The organism is Alcanivorax sp. 97CO-5, from assembly GCF_000524665.1.
GTDB classification, from domain to species: domain Bacteria; phylum Pseudomonadota; class Gammaproteobacteria; order Pseudomonadales; family Alcanivoracaceae; genus Alcanivorax; species Alcanivorax borkumensis.
The window spans coordinates 1-22974 of sequence record NZ_KI965882.1; the positions used below are offsets into that span (position 1 = coordinate 1).

The 22974-nt window shown below is 56.9% G+C and carries 23 protein-coding genes; 11 read left to right on the forward strand and 12 right to left on the reverse strand.

What is annotated here, in order from left to right; translation table 11 throughout:
• Positions 1–125: 125 nt before the first annotated feature.
• Complete coding sequence (tyrS, locus tag Y017_RS04925; RefSeq protein ID WP_011587661.1) at positions 126–1325, reverse strand: tyrosine--tRNA ligase; 1200 nt, start codon at positions 1323–1325, stop codon at positions 126–128.
• A gap of 156 nt (positions 1326–1481) precedes the next feature.
• On the opposite strand from tyrS, the gene Y017_RS04930 reads away from it, so the two are divergent.
• On the forward strand, positions 1482–2801 hold the full coding sequence (locus Y017_RS04930) for an OapA family protein (protein WP_035459353.1): 1320 nt from the start codon (positions 1482–1484) through the stop codon (positions 2799–2801).
• Positions 2791–3894 (forward strand): anhydro-N-acetylmuramic acid kinase, encoded by a 1104-nt coding sequence (locus Y017_RS04935; protein WP_035459355.1) that lies wholly within the window; start codon positions 2791–2793, stop codon positions 3892–3894. The genes Y017_RS04930 and Y017_RS04935 overlap by 11 nt, the downstream gene beginning before the upstream one ends.
• 87 nt (positions 3895–3981) lie before the next feature.
• On the opposite strand, the gene Y017_RS04940 is transcribed toward Y017_RS04935, so the two are convergent.
• The 6 genes from Y017_RS04940 to Y017_RS04965 all read right to left on the reverse strand — a co-directional run bounded on the left by Y017_RS04940 (position 3982) and on the right by Y017_RS04965 (position 9053).
• Positions 3982–4515: a phosphatase PAP2 family protein gene (locus Y017_RS04940; RefSeq protein WP_011587658.1), complete on the reverse strand. Its 534-nt coding sequence runs from the start codon at positions 4513–4515 to the stop codon at positions 3982–3984.
• 263 nt (positions 4516–4778) lie between these two features.
• Positions 4779–5138 carry an iron-sulfur cluster insertion protein ErpA gene (gene erpA / locus Y017_RS04945; protein WP_035459360.1) on the reverse strand — a complete coding sequence of 120 codons (360 nt, stop codon included), beginning with the start codon at positions 5136–5138 and terminating at the stop codon, positions 4779–4781.
• Positions 5139–5214: 76 nt separating this feature from the next.
• Complete coding sequence (locus tag Y017_RS04950) at positions 5215–5679, reverse strand: polymer-forming cytoskeletal protein (RefSeq protein ID WP_035459362.1); 465 nt, start codon at positions 5677–5679, stop codon at positions 5215–5217.
• Positions 5680–5715: 36 nt separating this feature from the next.
• Positions 5716–6444 carry a DUF6776 family protein gene (locus tag Y017_RS04955; RefSeq protein WP_035459364.1) on the reverse strand — a complete coding sequence of 243 codons (729 nt, stop codon included), beginning with the start codon at positions 6442–6444 and terminating at the stop codon, positions 5716–5718.
• Between the two features lie 2 nt (positions 6445–6446).
• Entirely contained in the window at positions 6447–7517 is a 1071-nt protein-coding gene (gene argC / locus Y017_RS04960; protein WP_035459366.1) for an N-acetyl-gamma-glutamyl-phosphate reductase, read from the reverse strand.
• Between the two features lie 105 nt (positions 7518–7622).
• Positions 7623–9053: a chloride channel protein gene (locus tag Y017_RS04965; RefSeq protein ID WP_011587653.1), complete on the reverse strand. Its 1431-nt coding sequence runs from the start codon at positions 9051–9053 to the stop codon at positions 7623–7625.
• Between the two features lie 115 nt (positions 9054–9168).
• Here Y017_RS04965 and hemJ point away from each other — a divergent pair, with 115 nt between their 5' ends.
• The 4 genes from hemJ (at position 9169) to hemL (ending at position 12419) form a co-directional block, all read left to right on the forward strand.
• Positions 9169–9612: a protoporphyrinogen oxidase HemJ gene (gene hemJ / locus Y017_RS04970; RefSeq protein WP_035459369.1), complete on the forward strand. Its 444-nt coding sequence runs from the start codon at positions 9169–9171 to the stop codon at positions 9610–9612.
• A 79-nt stretch (positions 9613–9691) separates the two neighbouring features.
• Positions 9692–10453: a hydroxymethylpyrimidine/phosphomethylpyrimidine kinase gene (locus Y017_RS04975; RefSeq protein WP_035459371.1), complete on the forward strand. Its 762-nt coding sequence runs from the start codon at positions 9692–9694 to the stop codon at positions 10451–10453.
• Positions 10454–10460: 7 nt separating this feature from the next.
• Positions 10461–11114 (forward strand): thiamine phosphate synthase, encoded by a 654-nt coding sequence (thiE, locus tag Y017_RS04980; protein WP_035459373.1) that lies wholly within the window; start codon positions 10461–10463, stop codon positions 11112–11114.
• Between the two features lie 24 nt (positions 11115–11138).
• Complete coding sequence (gene hemL / locus Y017_RS04985) at positions 11139–12419, forward strand: glutamate-1-semialdehyde 2,1-aminomutase (RefSeq protein ID WP_035459379.1); 1281 nt, start codon at positions 11139–11141, stop codon at positions 12417–12419.
• Between the two features lie 185 nt (positions 12420–12604).
• Here the strand turns inward: hemL and ybaK are convergent, their stop codons facing one another.
• The 3 genes from ybaK to mrcB form a co-directional block, all read right to left on the reverse strand.
• Positions 12605–13072 (reverse strand): Cys-tRNA(Pro) deacylase, encoded by a 468-nt coding sequence (gene ybaK, locus Y017_RS04990; protein ID WP_035459380.1) that lies wholly within the window; start codon positions 13070–13072, stop codon positions 12605–12607.
• Positions 13069–13530 carry a tetratricopeptide repeat protein gene (locus tag Y017_RS04995; RefSeq protein WP_035459381.1) on the reverse strand — a complete coding sequence of 154 codons (462 nt, stop codon included), beginning with the start codon at positions 13528–13530 and terminating at the stop codon, positions 13069–13071. The genes ybaK and Y017_RS04995 overlap by 4 nt, the downstream gene beginning before the upstream one ends.
• Before the next feature lie 102 nt (positions 13531–13632).
• Entirely contained in the window at positions 13633–15972 is a 2340-nt protein-coding gene (mrcB, locus tag Y017_RS05000; RefSeq protein WP_035459382.1) for a penicillin-binding protein 1B, read from the reverse strand.
• A 154-nt stretch (positions 15973–16126) separates the two neighbouring features.
• On the opposite strand from mrcB, the gene Y017_RS05005 reads away from it, so the two are divergent.
• From Y017_RS05005 to Y017_RS05015, 3 genes are all read left to right on the forward strand, one after another.
• Positions 16127–17131, forward strand: a complete 1005-nt coding sequence (locus Y017_RS05005; protein WP_035459383.1) for an adenosine kinase — start codon at positions 16127–16129, stop codon at positions 17129–17131.
• 102 nt (positions 17132–17233) lie between these two features.
• Positions 17234–17566: a Rieske (2Fe-2S) protein gene (locus Y017_RS05010; protein WP_011587644.1), complete on the forward strand. Its 333-nt coding sequence runs from the start codon at positions 17234–17236 to the stop codon at positions 17564–17566.
• Between the two features lie 80 nt (positions 17567–17646).
• A complete protein-coding gene (locus Y017_RS05015; protein ID WP_011587643.1) occupies positions 17647–18612 on the forward strand; it encodes a serine/threonine protein kinase in 966 nt (321 codons plus the stop codon).
• A 102-nt stretch (positions 18613–18714) separates the two neighbouring features.
• Here Y017_RS05015 and sfsA read toward each other — a convergent pair whose 3' ends face one another.
• On the reverse strand, positions 18715–19434 hold the full coding sequence (sfsA, locus tag Y017_RS05020; RefSeq protein WP_035459384.1) for a DNA/RNA nuclease SfsA: 720 nt from the start codon (positions 19432–19434) through the stop codon (positions 18715–18717).
• Positions 19431–20606, reverse strand: coding sequence for an aminotransferase class I/II-fold pyridoxal phosphate-dependent enzyme (locus tag Y017_RS05025; protein ID WP_050731496.1), 1176 nt, complete (start codon positions 20604–20606; stop codon positions 19431–19433). The genes sfsA and Y017_RS05025 overlap by 4 nt, the downstream gene beginning before the upstream one ends.
• A 928-nt stretch (positions 20607–21534) precedes the next feature.
• On the opposite strand from Y017_RS05025, the gene dksA reads away from it, so the two are divergent.
• Both dksA and gluQRS read left to right on the forward strand, forming a co-directional pair.
• Complete coding sequence (dksA, locus tag Y017_RS15305) at positions 21535–21897, forward strand: RNA polymerase-binding protein DksA (RefSeq protein ID WP_197540936.1); 363 nt, start codon at positions 21535–21537, stop codon at positions 21895–21897.
• Positions 21898–22030: 133 nt separating this feature from the next.
• Positions 22031–22945: a tRNA glutamyl-Q(34) synthetase GluQRS gene (gluQRS, locus tag Y017_RS05035; RefSeq protein ID WP_011587639.1), complete on the forward strand. Its 915-nt coding sequence runs from the start codon at positions 22031–22033 to the stop codon at positions 22943–22945.
• Positions 22946–22974: the final 29 nt, after the last annotated feature.

Sequence of the window (22974 nt, forward strand, 5' to 3'; positions counted from 1 at the left end):
GTCGAGGAGTGCGCATTCTAGAGATTTCACTCCGGGAGTCAAATCCTTTTTCTCACTTTTTTTAAAAAACCCGCCAACCGCTCAAATTCCGCTCAGGCCGGTCAAAAAAGGGCCTACACAGATTACTATTTGATCGTCACACGGGCAATCTTCTTCTTTCCTGCCTGAATCACATGACTATCACCGCGGGAAAAAGATGCCTCTTCATTCAGTTGAGCGCCATCCAGATACACCGCACCCCGCCCAAACACATCTTTAGCGGCTTTTCCGTTCTGAACAAGCCCTGCCTCTCGAAGTAACGGGAGAATATGAATACTCTCCTGCTCACCGATATCCACCTCTACCTCAGGCACATTGTCCGGAATATGACCCAGCGCAATCTGATTGCCAGCAGATTTGGGCGCCGCCTGAGCGGCCTCCACACCATGGAAACGTTCTACCATTTCTAGCGCAAAGGCTTTCTTCGCCTCCTGAGGTGACCCCAAAGCGACGGCCTCAGCTTTCAACGCCTCAATGCGCTCATTTGAGCAGGCACTGAGCAACTCATAGTAGCGCCAAGTCAAACTGTCTGGAAGTGAGAGCAACTTACGGTACATTTCACCCGGAGCATCATTAACCCCTACATAGTTACCCAAGGACTTTGACATCTTCTGAACGCCGTCCAACCCTTCCAAAATCGGCATGGTCAGACAGATTTGCGGCGACTGGCCGTAAGTCTTTTGCAGGGTCCGACCCATTAGCAAGTTGAACTTCTGATCCGTACCGCCCAGCTCCACATCCGCCTCCAGCGCCACAGAGTCATATCCTTGGACCAACGGATAGAGAAATTCATGGATAGCAATGGGCTGATTACCTTTATAGCGCTTGTCAAAATCATCACGCTCCAGCATTCGCGCTACAGTATATTGGCCCGCCAGCTTAATCATGCCGGCCGCTCCGATCGTATTCATCCAGCTGGAATTGAATTCAACCCGAGTCTTACTTTCATCAAGAATCTTGAACACCTGCTCTTTGTAGGTGTCAGCGTTACGCAGCACATCCTCGCGACTGAGAGGCGGACGAGTGGCGCTTTTACCTGTAGGATCGCCAATCATTCCGGTAAAATCACCAATCAGAAAAATCACCTCGTGCCCCAACTCCTGGAACTGGCGCAGCTTGTTGATCAATACTGTATGTCCCAGATGCAAGTCCGGGGCGGTGGGGTCAAAGCCCGCTTTCACTCGTAACGGTCGGCCTAATGCCAGTTTTTTCCGCAACTCCTCTTGCTGGATGATCTCATCCGCCCCGCGGGTAATAAGTGCCAGTTGCTGATCCACCGTGGCCATACCTACCTCTAATTTCCAGACCCATTAACGAAAGCGCATCATTGTAGCACTTGAACGCGGCCAGAGAAGGCGGGTATCTTTGCAAGCCAGTTTTCCGCTGCGCTCCACGGAGCGCGCCAGTCTCTATTTACTCAACTCAGGCTTCACAGACTCTCAATGAAACAACTTATCTCTGCTGCCGGCAGGCTGGTGCGCCAGTTCCCACGCACCCATTTACTGCTGAGCATGGTATTGCTGGGCGGCGTCATCCTGATCGCTTTTCGCCCCGACAGTACCGAACCCGCCCCGGAACGCATCCAAAACATAAGTCTGCCGGAACGCGTAACACCGACACCACAACCCACCAACAAGCCCGCCACTATTGTCACAGAATGGCAAACGGTGACGGTAAAAGCTGGCGACAGCCTATCTTCCCTACTCCAGCCTCTAGGTATTGGAGCTCAACAAGTTTACAAGCTGATCGGCAGTGATACACGGCTGGAGCGATTAGCCTCTTTGCGCCCTGGCGACACCCTGCAGGTTGCCATTAGTGACGAACAAACGCTGACCGCAGTACAGTATCACCCCTCCCGGGTGGAAACCCTCACCGCTCGCCTCAAAAATGGCCGCTGGCAGACTCGTATCAGCCAGCGCGAATATCAGAAACAAACCCGTTTTGCCCAGGCTCAAATTACCGACTCATTATTCCTCGCCGGTGCAGCCGCTGGAATCAGTGACAAGCTGACGTTACAACTAGCCAATCTATTCGCCTGGGATGTGGATTTTGTTCTGGATATTCGCAAGGGTGATCGCTTCCGCATCCTTTACGAAGAACTCTACTTGGACGGCGAAAAAGTGGGGGTCGGCGACATATTGATGGCCGAGTTCTGGAATCGGGACCGCCACCTGACAGCCTTTCGCTATGAAACCCTATCCGGGGATGTGGAATACCTAGATATCAAGGGGGGCTCCCTGCGTAAGGAATTCATCCGCACCCCGGTAGCCTTCTCTCGCATCAGTTCACGCTTCAGCCTAGGCCGTAAACACCCCATTCTTAACCGCATTCGCGCTCACAAAGGGATCGACTACGCCGCCCCCTCCGGCACCCCGATCAAGGCGGCCGGGGACGGCAAGGTCATCTTCGCCGGCATAAAAGGTGGCTACGGCAATGTATTAATCATCAAGCATGGTCAGAGCTACACCACCCTCTACGCTCACATGCGGAATTTTGCCAAAGACATGCGCGTAGGCCGCCGAGTGAAGCAGGGCCAAACCATTGGCTACGTGGGCATGTCCGGCCTAGCCACGGGCCCGCACCTGCACTATGAATTCCGCATCAACGGCGTTCACCGCAATCCACTGACCGTACCCCTTCCTAAGGCTCGCGGCATCAACGACAATGAGAGAGCGGAGTTTCTGATCGCCGCCAACCAGCTAAAGGCGCAAATGACTCTGTTCTCCGAAGCCTCAACACTGGCCAGCAGCGATGTCTTCTAAGGCCCCACCCGCCCTATTCATCGGGCTGATGACTGGCACCAGTTTGGACGGTATCGACGCTGTCATCGCCGACATTAGTGACAACCATTTCACACTGGTCAGCACCCTGAGCCAACCCATCCCTGAGAGCCTTCGCGGCGAGATTCTCGGCCTCTGCCAGCCGGGCAATAACGAAATTGACCGGGCCGGCGCCGTCAGCCTTCAATTGGCTGAACACTACGCGAACACCTGCCAGACTCTGCTCGACCAGGCGGCCATCGCACCAGAGCAAGTTCGCGCCATCGGTTGTCACGGACAGACCGTTCGTCACCGCCCACACGCTGCCGGCTTCAGCGTGCAGCTGGGCTGCCCAGACACCCTCTCTGTGAAAACGGGCATCGCCGTGGTTAGCAACTTCCGCAATAAAGACATCGCTCTGGGTGGACAAGGCGCCCCGCTAGTACCGCCCTTCCACCAACAGCTTTTCGCTCGCCCCGATCAACGCATCGCAGTAGTAAATATTGGCGGCATGGCCAATGTGACGCTACTAGAGAATGGCCAGCTCAGCGGCGGCTTTGATACCGGGCCGGGCAACGTATTGATGGATAGCTGGATTCAGCAACATCACCAGCGGGCCTATGACCGCAACGGCGACTGGGCTGCCAGCGCCCAGCCCGACTTAGCCCTACTCAACACCTTGCTGAGCGACCCCTATTTCCGGCTGCCCCCCCCAAAAAGCACTGGGCGGGAACGTTTCAGCCTTGACTGGCTAAACGAACAACTTGCGAATCATTCACTCACTGCCAGCGTAGTCCAGGCCTCACTAGCAGAACTCACCGCCCACTCAATCAGCGATGCACTCAGTGACTTCCAACCGGACCAAGTGTTGATCTGCGGCGGCGGCGCCCATAACCAACACTTGCTAGAGCGCATCCAAGCGCTACTCAGCACCCCAGTCACCAGTACCGCCAAACAGGGGTTGGCCCCAGACTGGGTGGAAGCTGCCGCCTTTGCTTGGCTGGCCTGGGCTCGCATGGAAGAAAAAGCAGGCAATGCGCCAGTGGTTACCGGCGCGTCAAGGGAGACCATATTGGGGCAGGTCACTTTACCGTGATCAAGAAGGCAAGGTGCCAAAGCACAGCTCGGCAACTATCAGTTGGCACTGCCAGCGCTTGGTGTCTTTCAGCTTGAAGCTGGCGCCTTAAACCAGCCAGAGACCAATCATGGCACAGCCAAAGCCAAGGGCGGCTCCAGCAAAAATATCCGAAGGATAATGAACCCCAAGCAACACTCGCGACAGCCCTACCATCAGCGCCAAGCCCAACGCAAGAGCTATCACCGGCGGGTAAAACACGCAAAGTAAAGACGCCATCACAAAGGCTGCTGCAGTGTGACCAGACGGAAAGCTGAATCGATCCGCCGGCTGGATAAATGCCGACAGGCTTTCCAGCGCATCCGCCGGTCGAGGCCGCTTGATTAGATGCTTGAGCAATACAAACAACGGCATCTCAAGGGCGTAGGCCACCATCGCAGTGAGAGCAAACTCACTGCCACCCTGGCGATCCATCCCCCATATACATAGCGTCAAAGCCACATAAAACGGGCCATCGCCGAAGCGAGAGACCATCCGCGCCAAACGGGCACGACGGGCTGCCTGTGGCTGCTGTAGCAACCAGCACATGGCCCGGGTGTCTGCGGCGGTCATTCGTTGAAATGTCGGTTTTGTCGTCATCATGGGTTCAGTATCTACCCGAAAAGCGACGAATTGTTGATTGAACGGTGAATTTTTTATGACAGCAGCAGGCGTATCATGCAAAGCGCAAAATCTGAAGGGAACACAGAAAAGTCGGTCGCGGGCCACTGAAAAGTGGTCAAAATGTACTTAGAGCACATCCGTTGCGCTTTTTTAGATGGCTAAAGATGCGCAATCTAAAAGTTGCACCTAGATTGCGAACCGGCCTAAAAAGCTGAGCAGGCAAGAAGGTTTTCAACAGCCGACTAGACCGAGAAAGAAGACCCGCAACCACAAGTAGTAGCCGCATTAGGGTTGCTCACCACAAAACGTGAGCCCATCAGGCCTTTTTCGTAGTCGACCACGGAGCCATCCAGATACTGGATACTCATGGCGTCCACCAGCAAAATGACGCCCTCTTTCTCTACCGAAGTATCGTCCTCGTTCATCGTCTCATCGAAAGTAAAACCATAAGAGAACCCTGCGCACCCACCACCGGTAATATAAACACGCAGCTTGAGGTTCGGATTTCCTTCGTCGTCACGCAGCTCTTTAACTTTGGCGGCGGCGACATCGGTAAATGAAATCGGTGCTGACTCGATCATACTCTCGCTATCGGCTGACATTTGGGCAGAAGAAAAACCACTCAGGTACGAACCCTCCTGAACGGACTGATCATGTTCTAGTACCCGACTAAAACAGTCAAGAATTATCCGCACTCCCCTTCCCTACCACATTCTCTTCGGCTGGCGTCTCAGCCGGTTCTGGCTTGGTAACCTTTTTGGCATCCGGCGCAGGCAGATTTCGACGTTCGTCATCCAGACGCACCAACTTGCCATTCACCTGCGCCCCCATGACCATCTCAACCATGCGATAGTATACATTGCCCTCCACTGAGGCCTTTTCTGCCAGCTCAAGATTCTCCGTGGCGTGCACATCGCCTTCTACACGCCCATTAATTACCACCTGAGCAACCCGAATTTCACCTTTAACCACACCGCTTTCACCGATTACCAAGCGGCCACCCTCCTCGCCCACACTGACACTGCCTTCCACGGTACCTTGGATATGCAAACCTCCGGAAAATTCAATATCACCACGGACGGTTGCGCTAGGCGCAATCAATGTGTGGTTACGGTAATCCTGGGACGACGATCCTGTAGTCATCGAGCTTTTTTTGTATCGGCTTAGCACACGATTCTCCTACTGCCACTTTATCGTTTTTTGTGTCTCGTAACGGCTCATGCCGCCGCTCTCAGCATCCACATCCAGCGCCTGCACCGCCACCCCTTCAGGCACCTTAAATCGGCCGTTCAGCTCTTGGAAGTAGCGAAATCTGAATTGGGTCTCGCTGCCCTCTTCAAGCCAATCGCTGCCAGCAACAATAAACGCTTTACCATTCTTTTCACCGCGCAACTGCAAGCTAATATCACCGGACAGATAACCCCGGTTATCCCCAGACTGTACCAGGACGACACGGTACAAATATTCGCCAGTGTCGCTATTGTGCTGCAGCGTCATCTTTTCAATCTGCAAGCCCCCCTCGCTACCGCCCGGTGCCATAACATTTTTATAAAATAGCACCGCCTCTTCGAGTTCCGCGACTTGATCCTGCAATGCCTTTATCTCCTGACGCACCTCTTCACGAGCCTCCAAAGTCAGCTCTGAATCCGCGCGAAAAACTGCCAGCTGGCTACGCGCGGTGTCCAATTCAGCCTGCAGGATCTTGGCTTCCCCACGCAGACGGCGGTTGGAGTCGGAGGCGTCCATGACACCTCCTGCGCCCAACCAACCGCCAATTAAAAACAGCAGCACCCCAGCAAACAGTGCCACTAACACCAAAAACCGACGCCGCTTCTTCTGCTGAGAAGGGCTCACCGGCATCAACACCACATCATCAACGCCCGCGCGGCTTTTTGGCTTCCTTGCCATGATTATGGCGCCAGCGGAACCACTGCCAGTCCCGCCCCCTCATCCAAGCCAAACATAATATTCATGGCCTGCACCGCCTGGCCTGACGCCCCTTTCACCAAGTTATCAATCACGGACAAAACAACAATCACGCTCTCACCCCGAGGCTGATGCAATGCCAGCCGGCACATATTGGCGCCTTTAACGAAGCGCGTCTCCGGGTGGCTACCCAGCGGCATCACGTCTACAAAGGGCTCATCGGCATAACGGGCTTCAAACGCTGCCTGAATTTCTTCCAACGGGGGCGCCGACGCGGTGAGCTGACCGTAAAGGGTGGAATGAATACCACGAATCATGGGAATAAGATGCGGAACAAATGTAGCGCTTACCGGGCCACCAGCGATATCCGCCAGCCCTTGCTCGATCTCTGGCAAATGTCGGTGGCCGCTGGCGCCATAAGCCTTGTAGCTCTCTCCAGCCTCCGCCAGCAACATCGGCACCTTGGCACTTTTGCCGCCACCACTGGCGCCACTGGCCGCATTAGCGATCAGCTGATCGGGTTTGATCCAGCCGTTTTCTAACAACGGCAAATAGCCCAGCTGAATCGAGGTGGGATAACAACCGGCGCAGGCTACCAGCCGAGCGTTACGAATCGCTTCGCGGTTCACTTCCGGCAAGCCATAAACCGCATCCGCCAGCAACTCTGGGCAGGCATGGGGCTCCCCGTACCATTCACTCCACAGCTCATGATCCCGCAGCCGGAAATCTGCTGACAGATCCACCACCCGCACACCGGCGTCCATTAGTTCGGGCATCATCCGCATAGCTACATTATGGGGTGTAGCAAAGAACACCACGTCACAGCCCGCCAGCCGCTTTGCGTCCGGCTCACTGAAGACCAGATCAGTTCGTCCTCGCAGGGAGGGAAACAGGTCAGCCACCGCCACACCAGCTTCGCCACGAGAGGTAATCACATCCAATTCTGCATGAGGGTGGTTAACCAACAGGCGCAATAATTCAACCCCGGTATACCCGGTACCGCCAACCACACCCACTTTCAGTGGTGTACTGGCTTGTGCTGGCTGAGAAGACATATCCCACTCCTGAACTGCATCAATAAAAGGAAGCCCTGCATGATAGGGGCGCCATCGATCAGCGGCAAGAAAGCCCCCATAACCGTCTCTCCTTCCAGGTTACGGTCACCCGGGCAGTTGCCGCTCGGGCTCTTTCCCTGCGCCCATCGACCCGGCTTTTTCGTTGCCTCGTTCCGCCGGTTTGTCCTGGGGCTTTTCCAGCGCCATACCCTGACCATCAGAAAGCCGATCAGCCAGAGAGTCATACAGCGGCCGAGGCCAGACAATTTTAGCCACCGCTGCCGACAGTAGCGCCCCCGCCATAAGCGGCAGCAGAATATCGTGGCGGTTGCCCGTCAGCTCCATCACGATCACAAAGGAGGTAATCGGCCGCTGTATCACCCCGGCCAGAAACGCCGCCATCGCCACCAGCGTTACCCCCACCAGCGACGAGCCAGGAAAGAAACCGCCCACCACGTTACCAACACCGGCGCCAGCAGCCAGACTAGGGGAAAACAGACCACCCGGAATCCCGGTAAAATAAGACACCAACGTGGCGGACATTTTCGCCAATGCAAAAGTCCAGTTACCCGGCTGTTCCCCGCTAAGCAAGGTAGAGGCCTGCTCATAGCCACTACCGTAGGTTGCCCCCCCGGTGATCAAGCCGAGAAAGACCACCACTAGCGCACACAGCACCACCACACGATAAGGGTGCTCCTTGGCATAGGGAGAGAGAAACTGGCTTCCCTTTATCAACAACCGGCTGAAGAAACCGCCCAGAAGACCACACACCAGCGCCGTCACGCCAATAGCGGCCCAGTCCCGAGTGATATCCAACGCCCCGTCTGGATGCCCGAAAAAACTGTAGTGGCCCATTATCATGAGCACCACCACACCGGAAAGAATAATCGCCATAATTAGCGTGCCGCTGGTGCGCTGCTCAAAAGAACCAGACAGTTCCTCGATGGCGAACACAATCCCCGCCAGAGGCGCGTTAAACGCCGCCGATACCCCTGCCGCGCCACCCGCCACGATTAAGGAATTATCCACGTATTTCTGATTAAGCTGGCCCACCCGACCCACCGAATACATCATCGCCGCGCCCATGTGCACACTAGGCCCCTCGCGGCCAATACTGGCGCCGCACAGCAGCCCTAGGCAGGTGAGCACGAATTTGCTGAGGATCACGCGTAACGACAGAAAGGCGGGGCGCAACCAATGGTAACGCTGCTTGAGCACCACCAACACTTGAGGAATACCACTACCCTGCGACTCGGTGCCCAGCTGCCTCATTAACCAGACAATAACCACCATGCCCACCGGGGTTATTAACACCGGCAAATATGGAGAACGGGCATGGATTTGGGTGAAAGTGTGGGACGCTAGCTCTGCCACCCAAGCAAACGCCACCACCAGCAAACCGACCATGACAGCGCCGGACCAGAACACCGCACGCAATTTCCAGTCCTGCCAAGAACCCAGCTGGCGGCGACTCAGACGCCGAGTGCGAAATAGGTAGTAACGCATCAGACGACTATGACGTGGCCGCTTATTCACAGCGCTCCTTTACGTAAGACGGCAGCAAGTGGACCGGAAAGAATAGAGTTAAGTCTGTATAGTGTACGCCCACTGGAAACATCTCTCCAATGCCTCCACCCATAAGGGAAATCCCATGCAGTTTGCGCTCGACTACTTTCTCTGGATCAAGGCCTTCCACTTGATTGCTGTGATTTGCTGGTTCGCCGGTATTTTCTACCTGCCGCGCCTTTTCGTGTACCACGCCATGGCGGACGACCAGCCGAGCCGCGAACGTTTTAAAATCATGGAACGCAAACTCTATCGGGGCATCATGAACCCCAGCATGATTGTCACTGTGGTTCTTGGGCTATGGATGTTCATGGCCAACATTGATGCGTATAAAGGCAGCGGTTGGATGCATGCCAAGCTAGCCCTGGTGTTCCTGCTGATTGGCTATCACCACGTTTGCTTGTCCTACATGAAGAAGTTCGCCGCTGATGCCAACACCAAGAGCGACAAGTTCTACCGCATCTTCAACGAAATTCCGGTTTTTCTGCTCATCGCCATTGTGCTATTAGTGATAGTGAAACCATTCTAAGACGTACCTCGTACTGGGCGCCCTGCGGTACCTGCGCTAAGCCGCCGCCCAGCATTAAGCACTAGCATCAGGCCTTCCAATGAAACCCAACATTCTTGTTATCGCCGGCCACGATCCCTCCGGGGGGGCAGGCATCCATGCCGACATTGAAGCCATTCAGGCACTAGGCGGCTTCGCGTCTACCCTGATCACCGGGCTCACCGTTCAGAATAGCCAGAATGTGCGAGGCTTCCGGCTCACCGAAATAGACTTACTGCAACAGCAAGCTGACGCAGTACTCGACGACATGGACTATCAAGCGATAAAAATCGGCATGACCGGCTCCATCGCCATCGTCGACTTCATCACCCAGCTACTCAAACGGCTGCCCAATGTTCCGGTGATTCTCGATCCGGTACTGGCCGCAGAAGCGGGCGGCAGCCTAGCGCAGGAATCCCTTGCCGAGGTAATGCTCGACACCCTGGCACCACTGTGCGACGTGATGACCCCCAATTTACCGGAAGCGCAGGCATTAAGCGGCCAACAGAGCGTTAGTGGCTGCGGCCAAGTCTTGGTGCAGCGTAGCGGCTGCGCTACGCTAATCACCGGCACCCATGACGATACCGATCAGGTAGTCAACCATCTGTTCACACCCTCCGGTGAAGAGCAATGGCACTGGGACCGATTGCCTCACCGCTATCACGGCTCTGGCTGCACCCTGGCGTCGTCCATTGCCTGTCTGCGTGGCCACGGTCAGTCGCTGCACAGTGCCGTGGCCAATGGCCAGGCTCACGTGGACAAATTCTTGCGCAATGCCTTTCAACCCGGGCAGGGACAATACGTACCCAACCGTCAACCCTGAGCCTGCCATGCCCCTCCATCGCCTCCACGGCCTCTACGCCATCACCGACCCGGCTCTGACTCCGGACGAGCACCTGCTGCCCGCCGCCGAAGCGGCGCTGCGTGGCGGCGCCAAACTGCTGCAGTACCGGGATAAAACCGCCAGCCCCACCCAGCGAGAATACCGAGCCGCCCAGCTGCGCCAGCTGTGCCACCAGTACCACGCTCTGTTTATCGTCAACGACGACCCTGCCCTAGCGGCCCGAGTAAACGCTGACGGAGTCCACATCGGCCAGAGTGATGGCGGCATCAAAGCCGCCCGCGATCAACTGGGCGGCTCACGTATTATCGGCGTCACCTGCCACGGCGATTTGGCATTGGCCGCCCGCGCCGCTGAAGCCGGCGCCGATTACTTGGCCATGGGCCGCTTCTTTACCTCACACACCAAACCCTTAGCGCCACCGGCCTCGCTGGCCTTACTGCGCCAAGCGTGCCAGCAGTTTCATCAACCCGTGGTAGCCATTGGCGGGGTGAATCCGGATAATGCGCCGCAACTGATCAACGCTGGCGCCGTGTCCGTGGCGGTCATCCACGCCCTCTTCGGACAAACCGACACGGATGCCATCGAAGCCGCAGCACGCCAACTCAGTGCCTGCTTTCAGACCAGCCGGTCTGCCCCATAGCGAATTGATTCAAGAGGACACACCATGCCCCGCAAGCACTCTGAACAGCTTTTCCGCCAGGCCCAGAAACATATCCCCGGCGGCGTTAATTCCCCGGTGCGGGCATTCAAAAGCGTAGGCGGCACACCGGTGTTTTTCCATTCCGCCCGTGGCGCGCACCTGTTCGATGAAGACGACAACAAATACATCGATTACGTGGGCTCCTGGGGCCCCATGATCCTCGGCCATAATCACCCCCATGTAGTCGCCGCTGTGCAAGCAGCCGTTGAGCAGGGCTTGAGTTTCGGCGCCCCCACCGCCACCGAAGTGGCCATGGCCGACAAGGTCTGCGAGCTCGTACCCTCAATGGATATGGTGCGCATGGTCAATTCCGGCACCGAAGCGACCATGAGCGCCATTAGACTGGCCCGCGGTTATACCGGGCGCAACAAAATCATCAAGTTTGAAGGGTGCTACCACGGCCATGTAGACAGCCTGCTAGTAAAAGCCGGCTCCGGCGCTATCGCTATTCCTGGCTCTCCCGGCGTGCCGGAAGCGGTGACCGCCGACACCCTGGTACTGGACTACAACGATGCCGCCAGCGTCACCCAAGCCTTCAAGGAACACGGCGATGACATCGCCGCCGTAATTGTGGAGCCGGTGGCCGGTAACATGAATTGTGTTCCAGCCACTGAAAATTTCCTGCAGACCCTTCGCCAGCAATGTGACGACAACGGCGCGGTGCTGATTTTCGACGAAGTAATGAGTGGTTTTCGGGTTGCCTTGGGCGGCGCCCAGGGCCATTACGGCATCACCCCGGATATGACCACCCTAGGCAAGATTGTCGGCGGCGGCATGCCTGTGGGCGCCTTCGGCGGCAAGCAAGCCATCATGGAGCATCTAGCGCCATTGGGTCCGGTCTATCAGGCGGGCACCCTGTCCGGCAATCCAGTGGCCATGGCCGCGGGCCTCGCGACCCTGAACCTGATCAGCGAACCCGGTTTCCATCAAGCTTTGGCCGAAAAAACTAGCCGATTGCTGGAAGGACTGACAGCGGCCGCCCATGCCGTGGGAGTGGCATTCACCACGGCACAAGCCGGTGCCATGTTCGGGCTGTTTTTCACCGATCAAAATCGCATCAGCAGCTTTACAGAAGTCATGGCCTGCGACAGCGAGCGTTTCAACCGTTTCTTCCACGCCATGCTGGACCAAGGCATTTACTTGGCCCCTAGCGCATTCGAAGCCGGTTTTGTCTCTGCTGCGCACAGTGATGACGATATCGACGCAACCATCGCCGCCGCTCGCAAGGCCTTCGGGAAAATTTAAACGCAGGGCAGTCAGGATCACCTGTAGGAACAACGCTTAGGGTATGAAATCCGCGGCAGCGGGAAGTTGCCTGAAGGCAATGGAACCTGTCCCGTTACTCAGAGAAGCGGGTACGGCTTTCCTCGCCAAGGCGCAGGTTCACGCCTCCAGAGCCGCGCCTACAGGCGCCTTTAATAGCGGTATCCTTAGTCGCGCACCAGCGCCGCCCTTTTTCCGCCGGTCAGCGCCAGCAAATCCCGCGGCGCCATGGCGATCTCTAAGCCACGGCGACCGGCGCTCATGTAAATCTCCGCCTGCTCAGCAGCACTGCTATCCAGATATAACGGCAAACGCTTTTTCTGCCCCAGGGGGCTAATGCCACCCAGCACATAGCCGGTTAGCCGTTGGGCTTTGTCCGCCGGACACATCTGGGCTTTCTTTCCCCCATGGGCGCGGGCCAAACACTTCAGATCCAACTGATGAGCCACCGGCACCATGGCCACCACCGGGGCATCATCCACTAACGCTAGCAGCGTTTTGAATACCCGCTCCACCGGCAAGCTCAATGCTTGCGCCGCTTCCAACCCGTAACTTGGCGCTTTTGGATCGTGCTCGTAACTATGCAGCCCAAACGCCACCTTGGCGCGTTTAGCGGCGTTTACCGCCGGCGTCATGCCTCAAGCGGTTTCGGTTCGCGCAATACCGCCGCACGCTCCCGAGCCGCTTTCGCTCCGCCCGCATTGCCCTGTCGATCCCGCGCGGTCGCCACCAACTCCCACAACCCGGCTTGATACTCCGGATGCTCCGGCGCTAACCGCAGTGCTTTAAGAGCAAAACCTTCTGCCCCGCGAGCATCACCCTCAGTGAGCCGCAAGTCCGCCAACTCCTTGTATAGCCAAGATGAGTCAGGGGCGATATTCAGCGCTCGCTCCAGATACCGTTCTGCCCGAGAGCGGTTTCCTTGCTGCCTCGCCTGTTCCGCACTGGCTAACAGGCTCAGTGCCGGGGAGCCCTCCAGTTCTTGGCTAGCGCTCATTGGTTGCTGCGGCTCGTGCATAACGGGCTTCACCGCACACCCTGCCATCACCACACTCAGCAGACACAATCGAACAAGCCTGTGAAAAAACAACATTCTGCCCCCTATTGTATTAAACGCGGGTTGAATTGAGAGGGCTGTCTAAACGGCATCGTGCTGGCCGCTAGCAACCCGCCCAAACCACAGTAATCATGGCCCTTAATCAAACAGCCCCTTGAACCACCCTTTGATGCCCTTACCAGTTTGCTTCACTGTGCCACAACCATCGCTATCTTCGGGAATGGATGCCACCAGCATAGGGTAACGGCGTGCATTGCCACAGCCTTCTGCGCTAACACGGCGGCCGTCCTCGTTCATCCATACCCATTCCACACTGGCAGGGGGCGTTTGCGACAGGCTGCGCTGGGGCAGCTTGCCCATCAATTTGGCCCACACGGGCAGAGCCCCACTGGAACCGGTGATGCCCGCGTTCTTATTGTCATCGCGACCGACCCAAACCACCGCCAAATGATTGGCCGAGAAACCGGCAAACCAGGCATCACGGAAATCGTCACTGGTTCCGGTTTTACCGGCCACTCTCAGGTCCGCTGGCAACGACGCTCTGGCTGCCCGGGCAGTGCCTTGTTCGACTACCTGTTGCATGGCCCACTGGGTCAGAAACGCCGGCCCGGCGTCCACCACTTCATCAGTGCTAACGGGATAGCGCGCTAACGGCTGCCCATCCTTATCCAACACATCGGTAATCGAGCGTAATCGAGTGCTAAAGCCGCCTGTGGCCAGCGGTTGATACATCATCGCCACCTCGAACGGCGTTAGCTCCAGGCTGCCCAGCAAAATACTCGGGTACAGAGGAATGTTTCGTGTCACCCCCAAGGTCTTCATGGTATCGGCCACCTTATCTAACCCCACATCCAGGCCCAGCCTGGCTGTGGCCTGGTTACGGGACAGCGCCAACACATCCACCATGGGCATGGCGCCCTTGGCCTTCTTGTCAAAGTTTTGCGGCGACCACACGCTCCCATTAGGCAATTTCACCTGAATGGGGCCGTCTTCCACTAGCGTAGCCAAAGAGTAGGTTTTCGGTTTCTGGACGGCGGATAACACCACCGCCGGCTTGACCAGTGAGCCCATCGGCCGTTGCGCATCCAGCGCCCGGTTAAAGCCGGCCTGTCGTGAATCCCGGTTGCTCACCAACGCCAGCACGTCACCCTGAGCAGGGGCCACTATCACCACTGCACCGTTGAGCTTTTTCGCTTGCTTAGGGTCGCGGTGATCCAGATGTTCCGTCAGCGAGCCTTCTGCTGCCAGCTGAGCCAACACATCCAGGGTGGAGTGAATATGCAACCCTTCGTCGCTGAGCACTTCCGGCGGGTAGTCCCTCGCCAGCTGGCGGCGAACCAGATCAATAAACGCCGGAAAGGCATACAGTGCAGACGCCCCCCGCGGTACCACTTCCAGAGGCCTGGCGCTGAACTTGTCGTAATCCGCATTAGACAAGGCGCCTTCGTCGCGGGCCACTTTTAATACCGTATTGCGGCGCTCCATGGCTCGTTCCGGGCGACGACGCGGGTCGTACCAGCTTGGGCCCTTGAGCAACGCCACCAAGGTTGCCAGCTGATGAGGCTCCAGCTCTGTTAGCGGCCGCCCGAACAGAAACTGAGCACCCAGCCCCATGCCATGAATAGCGCGGGCACCATCCTGCCCGAGATACACCTCGTTCAGATAAGCCTCGAGAATCTGCTCTTTGCTATAATGCAGCTCCAACAGCAAGGCCATTGGCATTTCCATCAACTTGCGTGACAGGGTCCGGTCGGAGCTGAGCCAGAAATTTTTCACCAGTTGTTGCGTTAAAGTGCTGCCACCCTGCACTAAGCTACCGGCCTTGATGTTAGCCAGCATTGCGCGACTCAATCCGCGCAAAGAAATCCCGTGGTGGTCGTAAAAACTGCGGTCCTCAGTGGCAATCAGCATATCCACCAGCAACGGCGGCGCTTTATCCAGCGGCACCAACACCCGATCTTCCGCGTGCTGGGGGTGGATACTGCCAATTTGCAGCGGTTCCAGCCGGGCCAAGCGGTCACCTCCGGCTTCCAGACTGCGAATTTGGCCACCGGACAAGGACAAACGGATACGCTCTGGCTGCTCGCCGCCATCACTGTCGTTAAAGCCACGGGTATGAATCAGCAGAGAATGGCCTTGTACGGTAAAGCTACCGGGCGTGCTGGCTCGGGCATCACGCCGATAACGCATCAAATCCAGCAACTTGAGCATGTCATCTTTGGACAACACCCGGCCTTCATACAATTCCACCGGGCGAGCATAAACCCGTGCGGGCAATTGCCAAGCATGTGAATCGAACCGTTCGCGCACCAATGCATCCAAGTACGCCAAACCGGCCGCCCCCAGAACCAGACACACCAGGCTCACTTTCGCAATAAATGGCCAACTGAACCAACGCCGGCGCGAGGAGGAGGGTTTCTTTTTTCGACTGGGTTGCCGCCGCGATTTTGCGGGGGACTTTTTCGTTTTTTTCGCCATGGGCCGGAGTATAGAGAAAATTGTGGGTACTTTATGAGTGTGGAGGAACAAATATGTTCCCGGGGGGTAAACGCCTCACGTCTAGCGTACAAATTTTGCATGCTGCGCCCGGCAGCCCATAATAGCCGCCCCTGCAATCCGCTTCGGAGCTTCCATGACAAAGAAATATGACGTTTACGCCCTCGGTAATGCCCTAGTAGACACGGAAATCGAGGTCAGCGACGCCTTCTTACAGCGTATGGAAGTAGACAAAGGCCTAATGACGTTAGTGGATGAAGCCCGCCAGGCAGAACTGCTTGAAGCTCTCACCGATGAAGCCGAACCCCGCAAGCAAACCAGCGGCGGCTCCGCTTGCAACACCGTGGTCGCCACCCGCTATTTCGGCGGTAATAGTTACTACGCCTGCAAAGTGGCCGACGATGCTACCGGCAGCATCTTTGTCGATGACCTAACCACTGCCGGTGTGGACACCAACATGAATGGGCCGCGAGACAGCGGCGTTTCCGGCAAATGCCTGGTGATGTTGACCCCGGATGCCGAGCGCACCATGAACACCCACCTAGGCATTTCAAGCCAAGTGTCCAACGCAGAACTGGACGAGGCGGCCATCGCTGCCAGCCACTATGTGTACCTAGAAGGCTATTTGGTCAGCGGCGACAGCTCCCGGGCTGCTGCCATCAAACTCCGCCAGCTGGCCGAGAAGCACGGGGTTAAAACTTCACTGACCTTCTCCGATCCAGCCATGGTCCAGTTTTTCAAAGACGGCCTGAATGAAATGCTCGGCGAACGCGTAGACTTGTTGTTTTGCAACGAAGCCGAAGCCACCAGCTTTACTGGCACCGATAATGTAGACACAGCTTTGGCGGCGCTTAAATCACGCTGCGGCTCCGCCGTGATAACCCTCGGCGCTGAGGGCGCCTTGGCTTGGGATGGTGAACACACACACCGGATTGATCCGGTTCCGGTAAAAGCCATCGATACCAACGGGGCCGGCGACATGTTTGCCGGCGCTTTCCTGTATGCCATTACCCACGGCCATGACTTTGTCGCCGCAGGGAAATTGGCCTCAGCCGCCTCTGCGCGTCTCGTCAGCGAATTTGGCCCGCGCTTGCCGGCTGAGGTTCACCTGCAGCTTCGCAAAGCCACGCTAGGCGAATAGCCCTAAGACGGAAATTGGCGCTCGCCAATCTCCGTCTTTTTTCTACGACAGAGATAGCCTGTAAACATTTCCACCGAACAGCATTACGGAAAGCGCCGAACCATGGAACACATTTGCAACATCAACGACATTGAGCACGAAAGCGCACGGGAATATCAGAAAGATGGCCAACCCGTTTTAGTGGCAAAGTTCGACGGGCAAGTCCATGCCTACCTCAACTGGTGCCCGCATCTGGGCATTGAGCTGAACTTCATGCCCGATGAATTTATGGACAGCGACAGCCAGTTCATCATGTGCGCCAACCACGGCGCCCTGTTCGAAGTGGAAACCGGCAACTGCTTGTCTGGCCCCTGTAGTGGCGACAAACTGATCCCGGTGCCACTGGAAGTGCGGGGCGAGGAAATCTGGCTCGGAGAAGTGCCGCAGCCGGCGTAGTAAGCCGAATGCTCAAACCTGACGCCAGAGGCCAATACCGCAACAGCGTCTTCCTTACTTGTTGATCACATAGGCCGTCCATGTCTCATCCCTTCGATAACCTAACCCCCGATTACATGCTGGATGCCGTAGATGCCGCCGGCTTCCTCAGCGACGGCCGCCTGCTGCAACTGAACAGTTTTGAAAACCGGGTGTATCAGGTGGGACAGGAAGAGGGCCCTCCGGTGATTGTAAAGTTTTACCGTCCACAGCGCTGGAGCGATGAACAAATTCTCGAAGAACATGCCTTTAGTTTGTTCTTGGCGGAACGGGATTTGCCAGTGGTAGCCCCCATAGAGAAGGGTGGCACCAGCCTGTTCCACTGCGATGATTTTTCTTTTGCGGTCTTTCGCCGCGCTGGCGGCCACGCACCGGAACTGGCCAACGACGATCACTTGGAGCAACTGGGTCGCACCTTGGCCCGCTGGCATGCCTGCGGCAGTGACCGCCCCTACACGATGCGTCCCACCCTGCAGATCGTCGACGACATCCGTACCGCCAGCACCTTCCTTTGCGACGACGTAGTGGACCTGAACTACCGCGGCCAATATCGGGACGTAACCGGCCAGATACTGGAAAAGGTGGCGCAACAATTAAACGAAAGTGCGTTCCCGCTACTGAACGTGCATGGCGACTGCCACACCGGCAACATCCTCTGGCGGCCCAACGCCGACAATCAGGGCGGCCCCCACTTTGTGGATCTGGACGACAGCCTACGAGCCCCTGCCATGCAAGACATCTGGATGCTGCTCTCCGGCGATAACGATGAGCAGCAGCACCAACTACGGGTCCTTGCTCGCGGCTACGACACTTTCCTGCCGTTCCCCTGGAATCAGACACGCCTAATCGAGCCGCTGCGTCTTCGCCGCATTATCAACTACGACGCATGGCTGGCCAAACGCTGGGACGACCCGGCCTTTCCCCCCGCCTTCCCGTGGTTCGAATCGATGAACTACTGGGGTAATCAAGTGACCCTGTTGCAGCAGCAACTACAGGACCTCCCCTAATCAACGCCAGCCCTTTACTTGCAGGCCCCATTTCCCCAAGGGCACAGCACCGAGCCACAGAGGCGGCATCCCACATCCGGCGCAATGGGCATTAAATAAGCCCTACAAATCAAGGGGCAACGGCTCTTTTAGCCTGAAGCACTGCGCCGACACCTCGCTCTTCCAGGCCAGCACCTCCACGCCATTCTCTATCGCCTCGCGCAACAACTGTCCATAGCGGGCATCGATCTCATCCGCCGGTCGCGCCGCCGTGGCGCCACTGTGCTGAACGCAAAAGAACAACACCGCGCGTTTTCCCGACGCGACCACATCCATCAGCGTCTGCAAGTGCTTCTGGCCCCGCTCGGTGACCGAATCCGGAAAAGCGATGACGCCGTCATCCTTGTCATCTGGCCCCGGACCCAGGGTGACGTTTTTCACTTCAATAAAGGTATGTGGGTCGGCCCGCTCGCCCAGCGCCAGGTCAAAGCGACTGTCCCCGTATTTCACCTCCCGCTCCACGCCACTGGTTGGATCCAGCATGGGGAACTCTCCGGCCCGCACCGCTTCTTCCACCAACGCATTGGGGCGGGCGGTATTGACCCCGGCCCAGTGGCCGTGAGCCACCTGCAAGGCTTCCAGGGTGTGGCGATATTTGCGTTTCGGATTGCCACTATCCGAAATCAGCGCCTGCTGTGGCCCGCCCAACACACAATTTTTCATGGAGCCGGTGTTCGGGCAGTGCACGGTAATTTCGCTGCCATCGGCGCGAACCACATCTGCCATAAACCGTTTGTAGCGCCGCAATAGCGTTACGGTTTCCAGCGGGGGATCAAACTTCACAGGGACTCCAGATACTGTTCCAGCCGACGCAATGCCTCTGTTAGCCGCGCCTCGCTGCAAGTGTAGGCCAACCGCACAAAATGCCGGTGATCATGACCTTGACCAAAATCCAACCCAGGGGTCATAGCCACCTTGGCCTTTTCCAGCAGGTTCGCACAGAAAGCAAAACTGTCGTCGGTGTAATCACTCACATCCACGTACACATAGAAAGCACCATCCGCCCGCGACACCACCGGCAATTTCAAATGTGCCAAACCATTGAGTAGACACTGGCGGCGGCGCGCCAATAATTGATGTCGTTGCTCCAAAATGGTCAGGGTCGGTTCCTGCAGTGCAGCCAACGCCCCATACTGGGCCGGTGTAGATGGTGCAAGAAACAGGTTCTGAGCCAGCCGCTCAATGGCCGGCACCAGCGGCTCCGGGGCCACCAACCAACCTAACCGCCAGCCCGTCATGCAGAAATATTTGCTGAAACTATTGATCACCAACACAGGAGCCGAACCAGCCAGCACCGATGACGCTGGCTGGGTGTAACACAGACCCTGGTAGATTTCGTCCACCAACAAAATGCCGCCTTTTTCTTGCGCGCCCTGCGCCAGCTGCTGCAAAACCTCCGCCGGCACCATATTGCCGGTGGGATTATCAGGGCTAGCCACCATGGCCACTCGAGTATTGGCTTGCCACTGCGCCATAAACGCTTCGGAGTCCACATTGAAATGGTTGCCGGCCTGCAGTACCACCGGCTGCGGTTCGCCACCCACCAGGCGCACGAACTGTCGGTTACAGGGGTAACCAGGATCGGTCAGCAGCACGCCGTCCCCCGGATTGAGCAATGCCGCCAGCGCCAACTGTAGAGCCCCCGACGCCCCTGGCGTCACGACCACCTGCGCCGGGCTGACTTGAGCCCCAAAGCGCTTCCGGTAATCGTCCGCAATCGCCTCACGCAGTGCCGGCAGGCCAGCGGCAGGGGTATAGCCGGTGCACCCGTGCGTTACCGCGTCCTGAATGGCTGCCAACACCGGCTCAGGGGTAGTGAAATCCGGCTCCCCCACTTCCAAGTGAATCACGTCATGTCCTTGAGCCGACAGTGCTTGTGCCCGCTCCAGCAAGGCCATCACATGAAAAGGCGGAACGCGCCGAGCAAATTCAGACAGGCTCGGTGTCATAGTCATACTCCCTGAAAATACGTGACTAACGGTGCCCGATAGCAACACCCTGATACGGCACAACAGGGCAAAAACACAGGAAAGAGGGCTCTGTGACAAGATTCCTCTTTCCTGTTGCGCCCGCATAGCTATAATCGGCTAGATTTTCACCAGCGACGGCTTGAAAATGTTCAGTGGCCCGCAGATTGGTGGCAACCCTTACCCTGACGGGGTAAGGTCGAAGATTACATTATGATCGGCCTTGACGATATCAGGCTGGCACCCAAGGATTGCGGGTTACCGATAGAGAGTCGCGAAGATGCTAAGGGAGTTAATTAAAATGGCCACCGGCAAGAAAAAAGCTTCCTCAAAGGCGGCTAAAAAACAAACCCCCGACTCTGCTTCCAGCAGCAAGAACCCCCCTGCATCGGTAAAAACGGCAAATAAGAAGACCCCAGCCAAAAAAGTGGCTGCGAAGAAGGCGACTGCAAAAAAGGCAACCGCTAAAGCCGCAACCAAGCCCGCTGCAAAAAAAGCCGCTGCGAAGAAACCTTCCACCACAAAAACGGCGAGTAAGGCAGTCGCAACTTCTAAGAAAGCCACGACTACCTCACCCGTAAAAGCCCCGGCAGTCAAGCGCCAGGCCAAGGCCAAACCGGCCTCCAAGGCCGCCGCAAAAAAGGCCTCCACCAACAAGACAACCCTCGCGACACCGAGAACAAAATTACCCGCATCAGGCAAGGCTACCGCAGCCGCTCGATCTGCTGCTGCGAAAGCCACCGCACACGCGGGTTCTGCACGAACAGCAGCTGCCGGCAAAAAGACTTCGCCGAGCCGCTCCCCCTCTTCTGCTCAGGTAAATTCGAAAGTGAAAAAGAAAACCTCTAGTTCCTCTGCATCACAGGCCCAGGTTCACGGCTTCACGCCTTACCAACCCGGCCCTGATGAGGAATATATGAATGAAAAGCAACGCGAACACTTCCGCAACATCTTGCTGGCCTGGCGCCAGGAACTAATGGAGGAAGCGGACCGCACCATGCATCACCTGCAGGACGAGCAAGCCAACCTGCCCGACCCGGCCGATCGCGCCACGCAGGAAGAAGAATTTGCCCTGGAACTGCGCACCCGTGACCGCGAACGAAAACTGCTTAAGAAAATCGAGAAGACCCTCGATCTGGTTGACAAGGACGACTATGGCTTCTGTGAAGCATGTGGCGTAGAAATCGGTATTCGCCGCTTGGAAGCTCGCCCCACCGCAGAGTTGTGTATCGATTGCAAAGAACTGGCCGAAATCAAAGAACGGCAAGTGGCGGGATAAACCCTCAAGCTCCAAGCGACCACGCGTTATGACTTTCAAGATGAGTCAACTAGGGCCGCGCCCCAACTTGGGATGCGGCTTCCTCGTTTTCAGTCGCTGATGTTTTACTTATAGCTCGTAGCTTGAGGCTACCATGTCGTACCGAGGACGTTTCGCCCCAACCCCCTCTGGCCCACTGCACTTCGGTTCACTGGTAGCCGCACTGGCCAGCTGGCTAGAGGCCCGCTCCTGTGGCGGGACATGGCTGGTGCGCATTGATGATTTGGATCCACCGCGGGAAGTGCCCGGCGCAGCTGATCGAATTTTGAGGCAGTTGGAAGCATTCGGCCTACACTGGGACGAGACCGTTCGTTACCAGAGCCAACGCAGCGATGCCTACCAGGCGGCGGTGACACAATTGGTCGACAGCGGCCATGCCTTTCATTGCCGTCTGACTCGCAAAGAGCTAGCCAGCCTGAACCATTGCCACCCCGGCATCAGCGCCGCTGTGGCCGCTGATGCCGATACTGCCGTACGCCTGCATGTCCCAGACCGCCAACTTTGTTACTCAGATAACATTCAAGGGCACGTCTGCAATAACCTCCACCGTGATGGTGGTGCCTTTGTAATCCGCCGTCGCGATGGCCTGTTTGGCTACCAGCTCGCCTGTGCACTGGACGATGCCGATGAGGCGATTACTCATGTATTACGTGGTGCCGATCTACTTGGCTCAACCCTGCGCCAGCGCTGGCTATTGGAATGTCTTAAACGCCCTATACCCGACTATGCGCATTTGCCAGTGGTCTCCAGCGGTCGCAATGTAAAACTTTCCAAATCTGCAGGCAGTAACGCTCTGGATCCTAATCGGGCCAACCAGCTACTCTCCGCCGCCTTGAGCTGCATGGGCCTGCAACCACCAGCTGATTTGCAAAGCACAAGCCCCGCAGCCTTACTCGCGTGGGCGACAACCCATTACCCTGAACACCAGTGGCCTCCCGGCCACCAACAGCCGTTACCCGACGGGCTCAACGTTGAAGATACCGTTGAGCCCCCTCCGCAGCCAACATAGCCCTTGCCATAAATCGCTGGGGCTGCCTT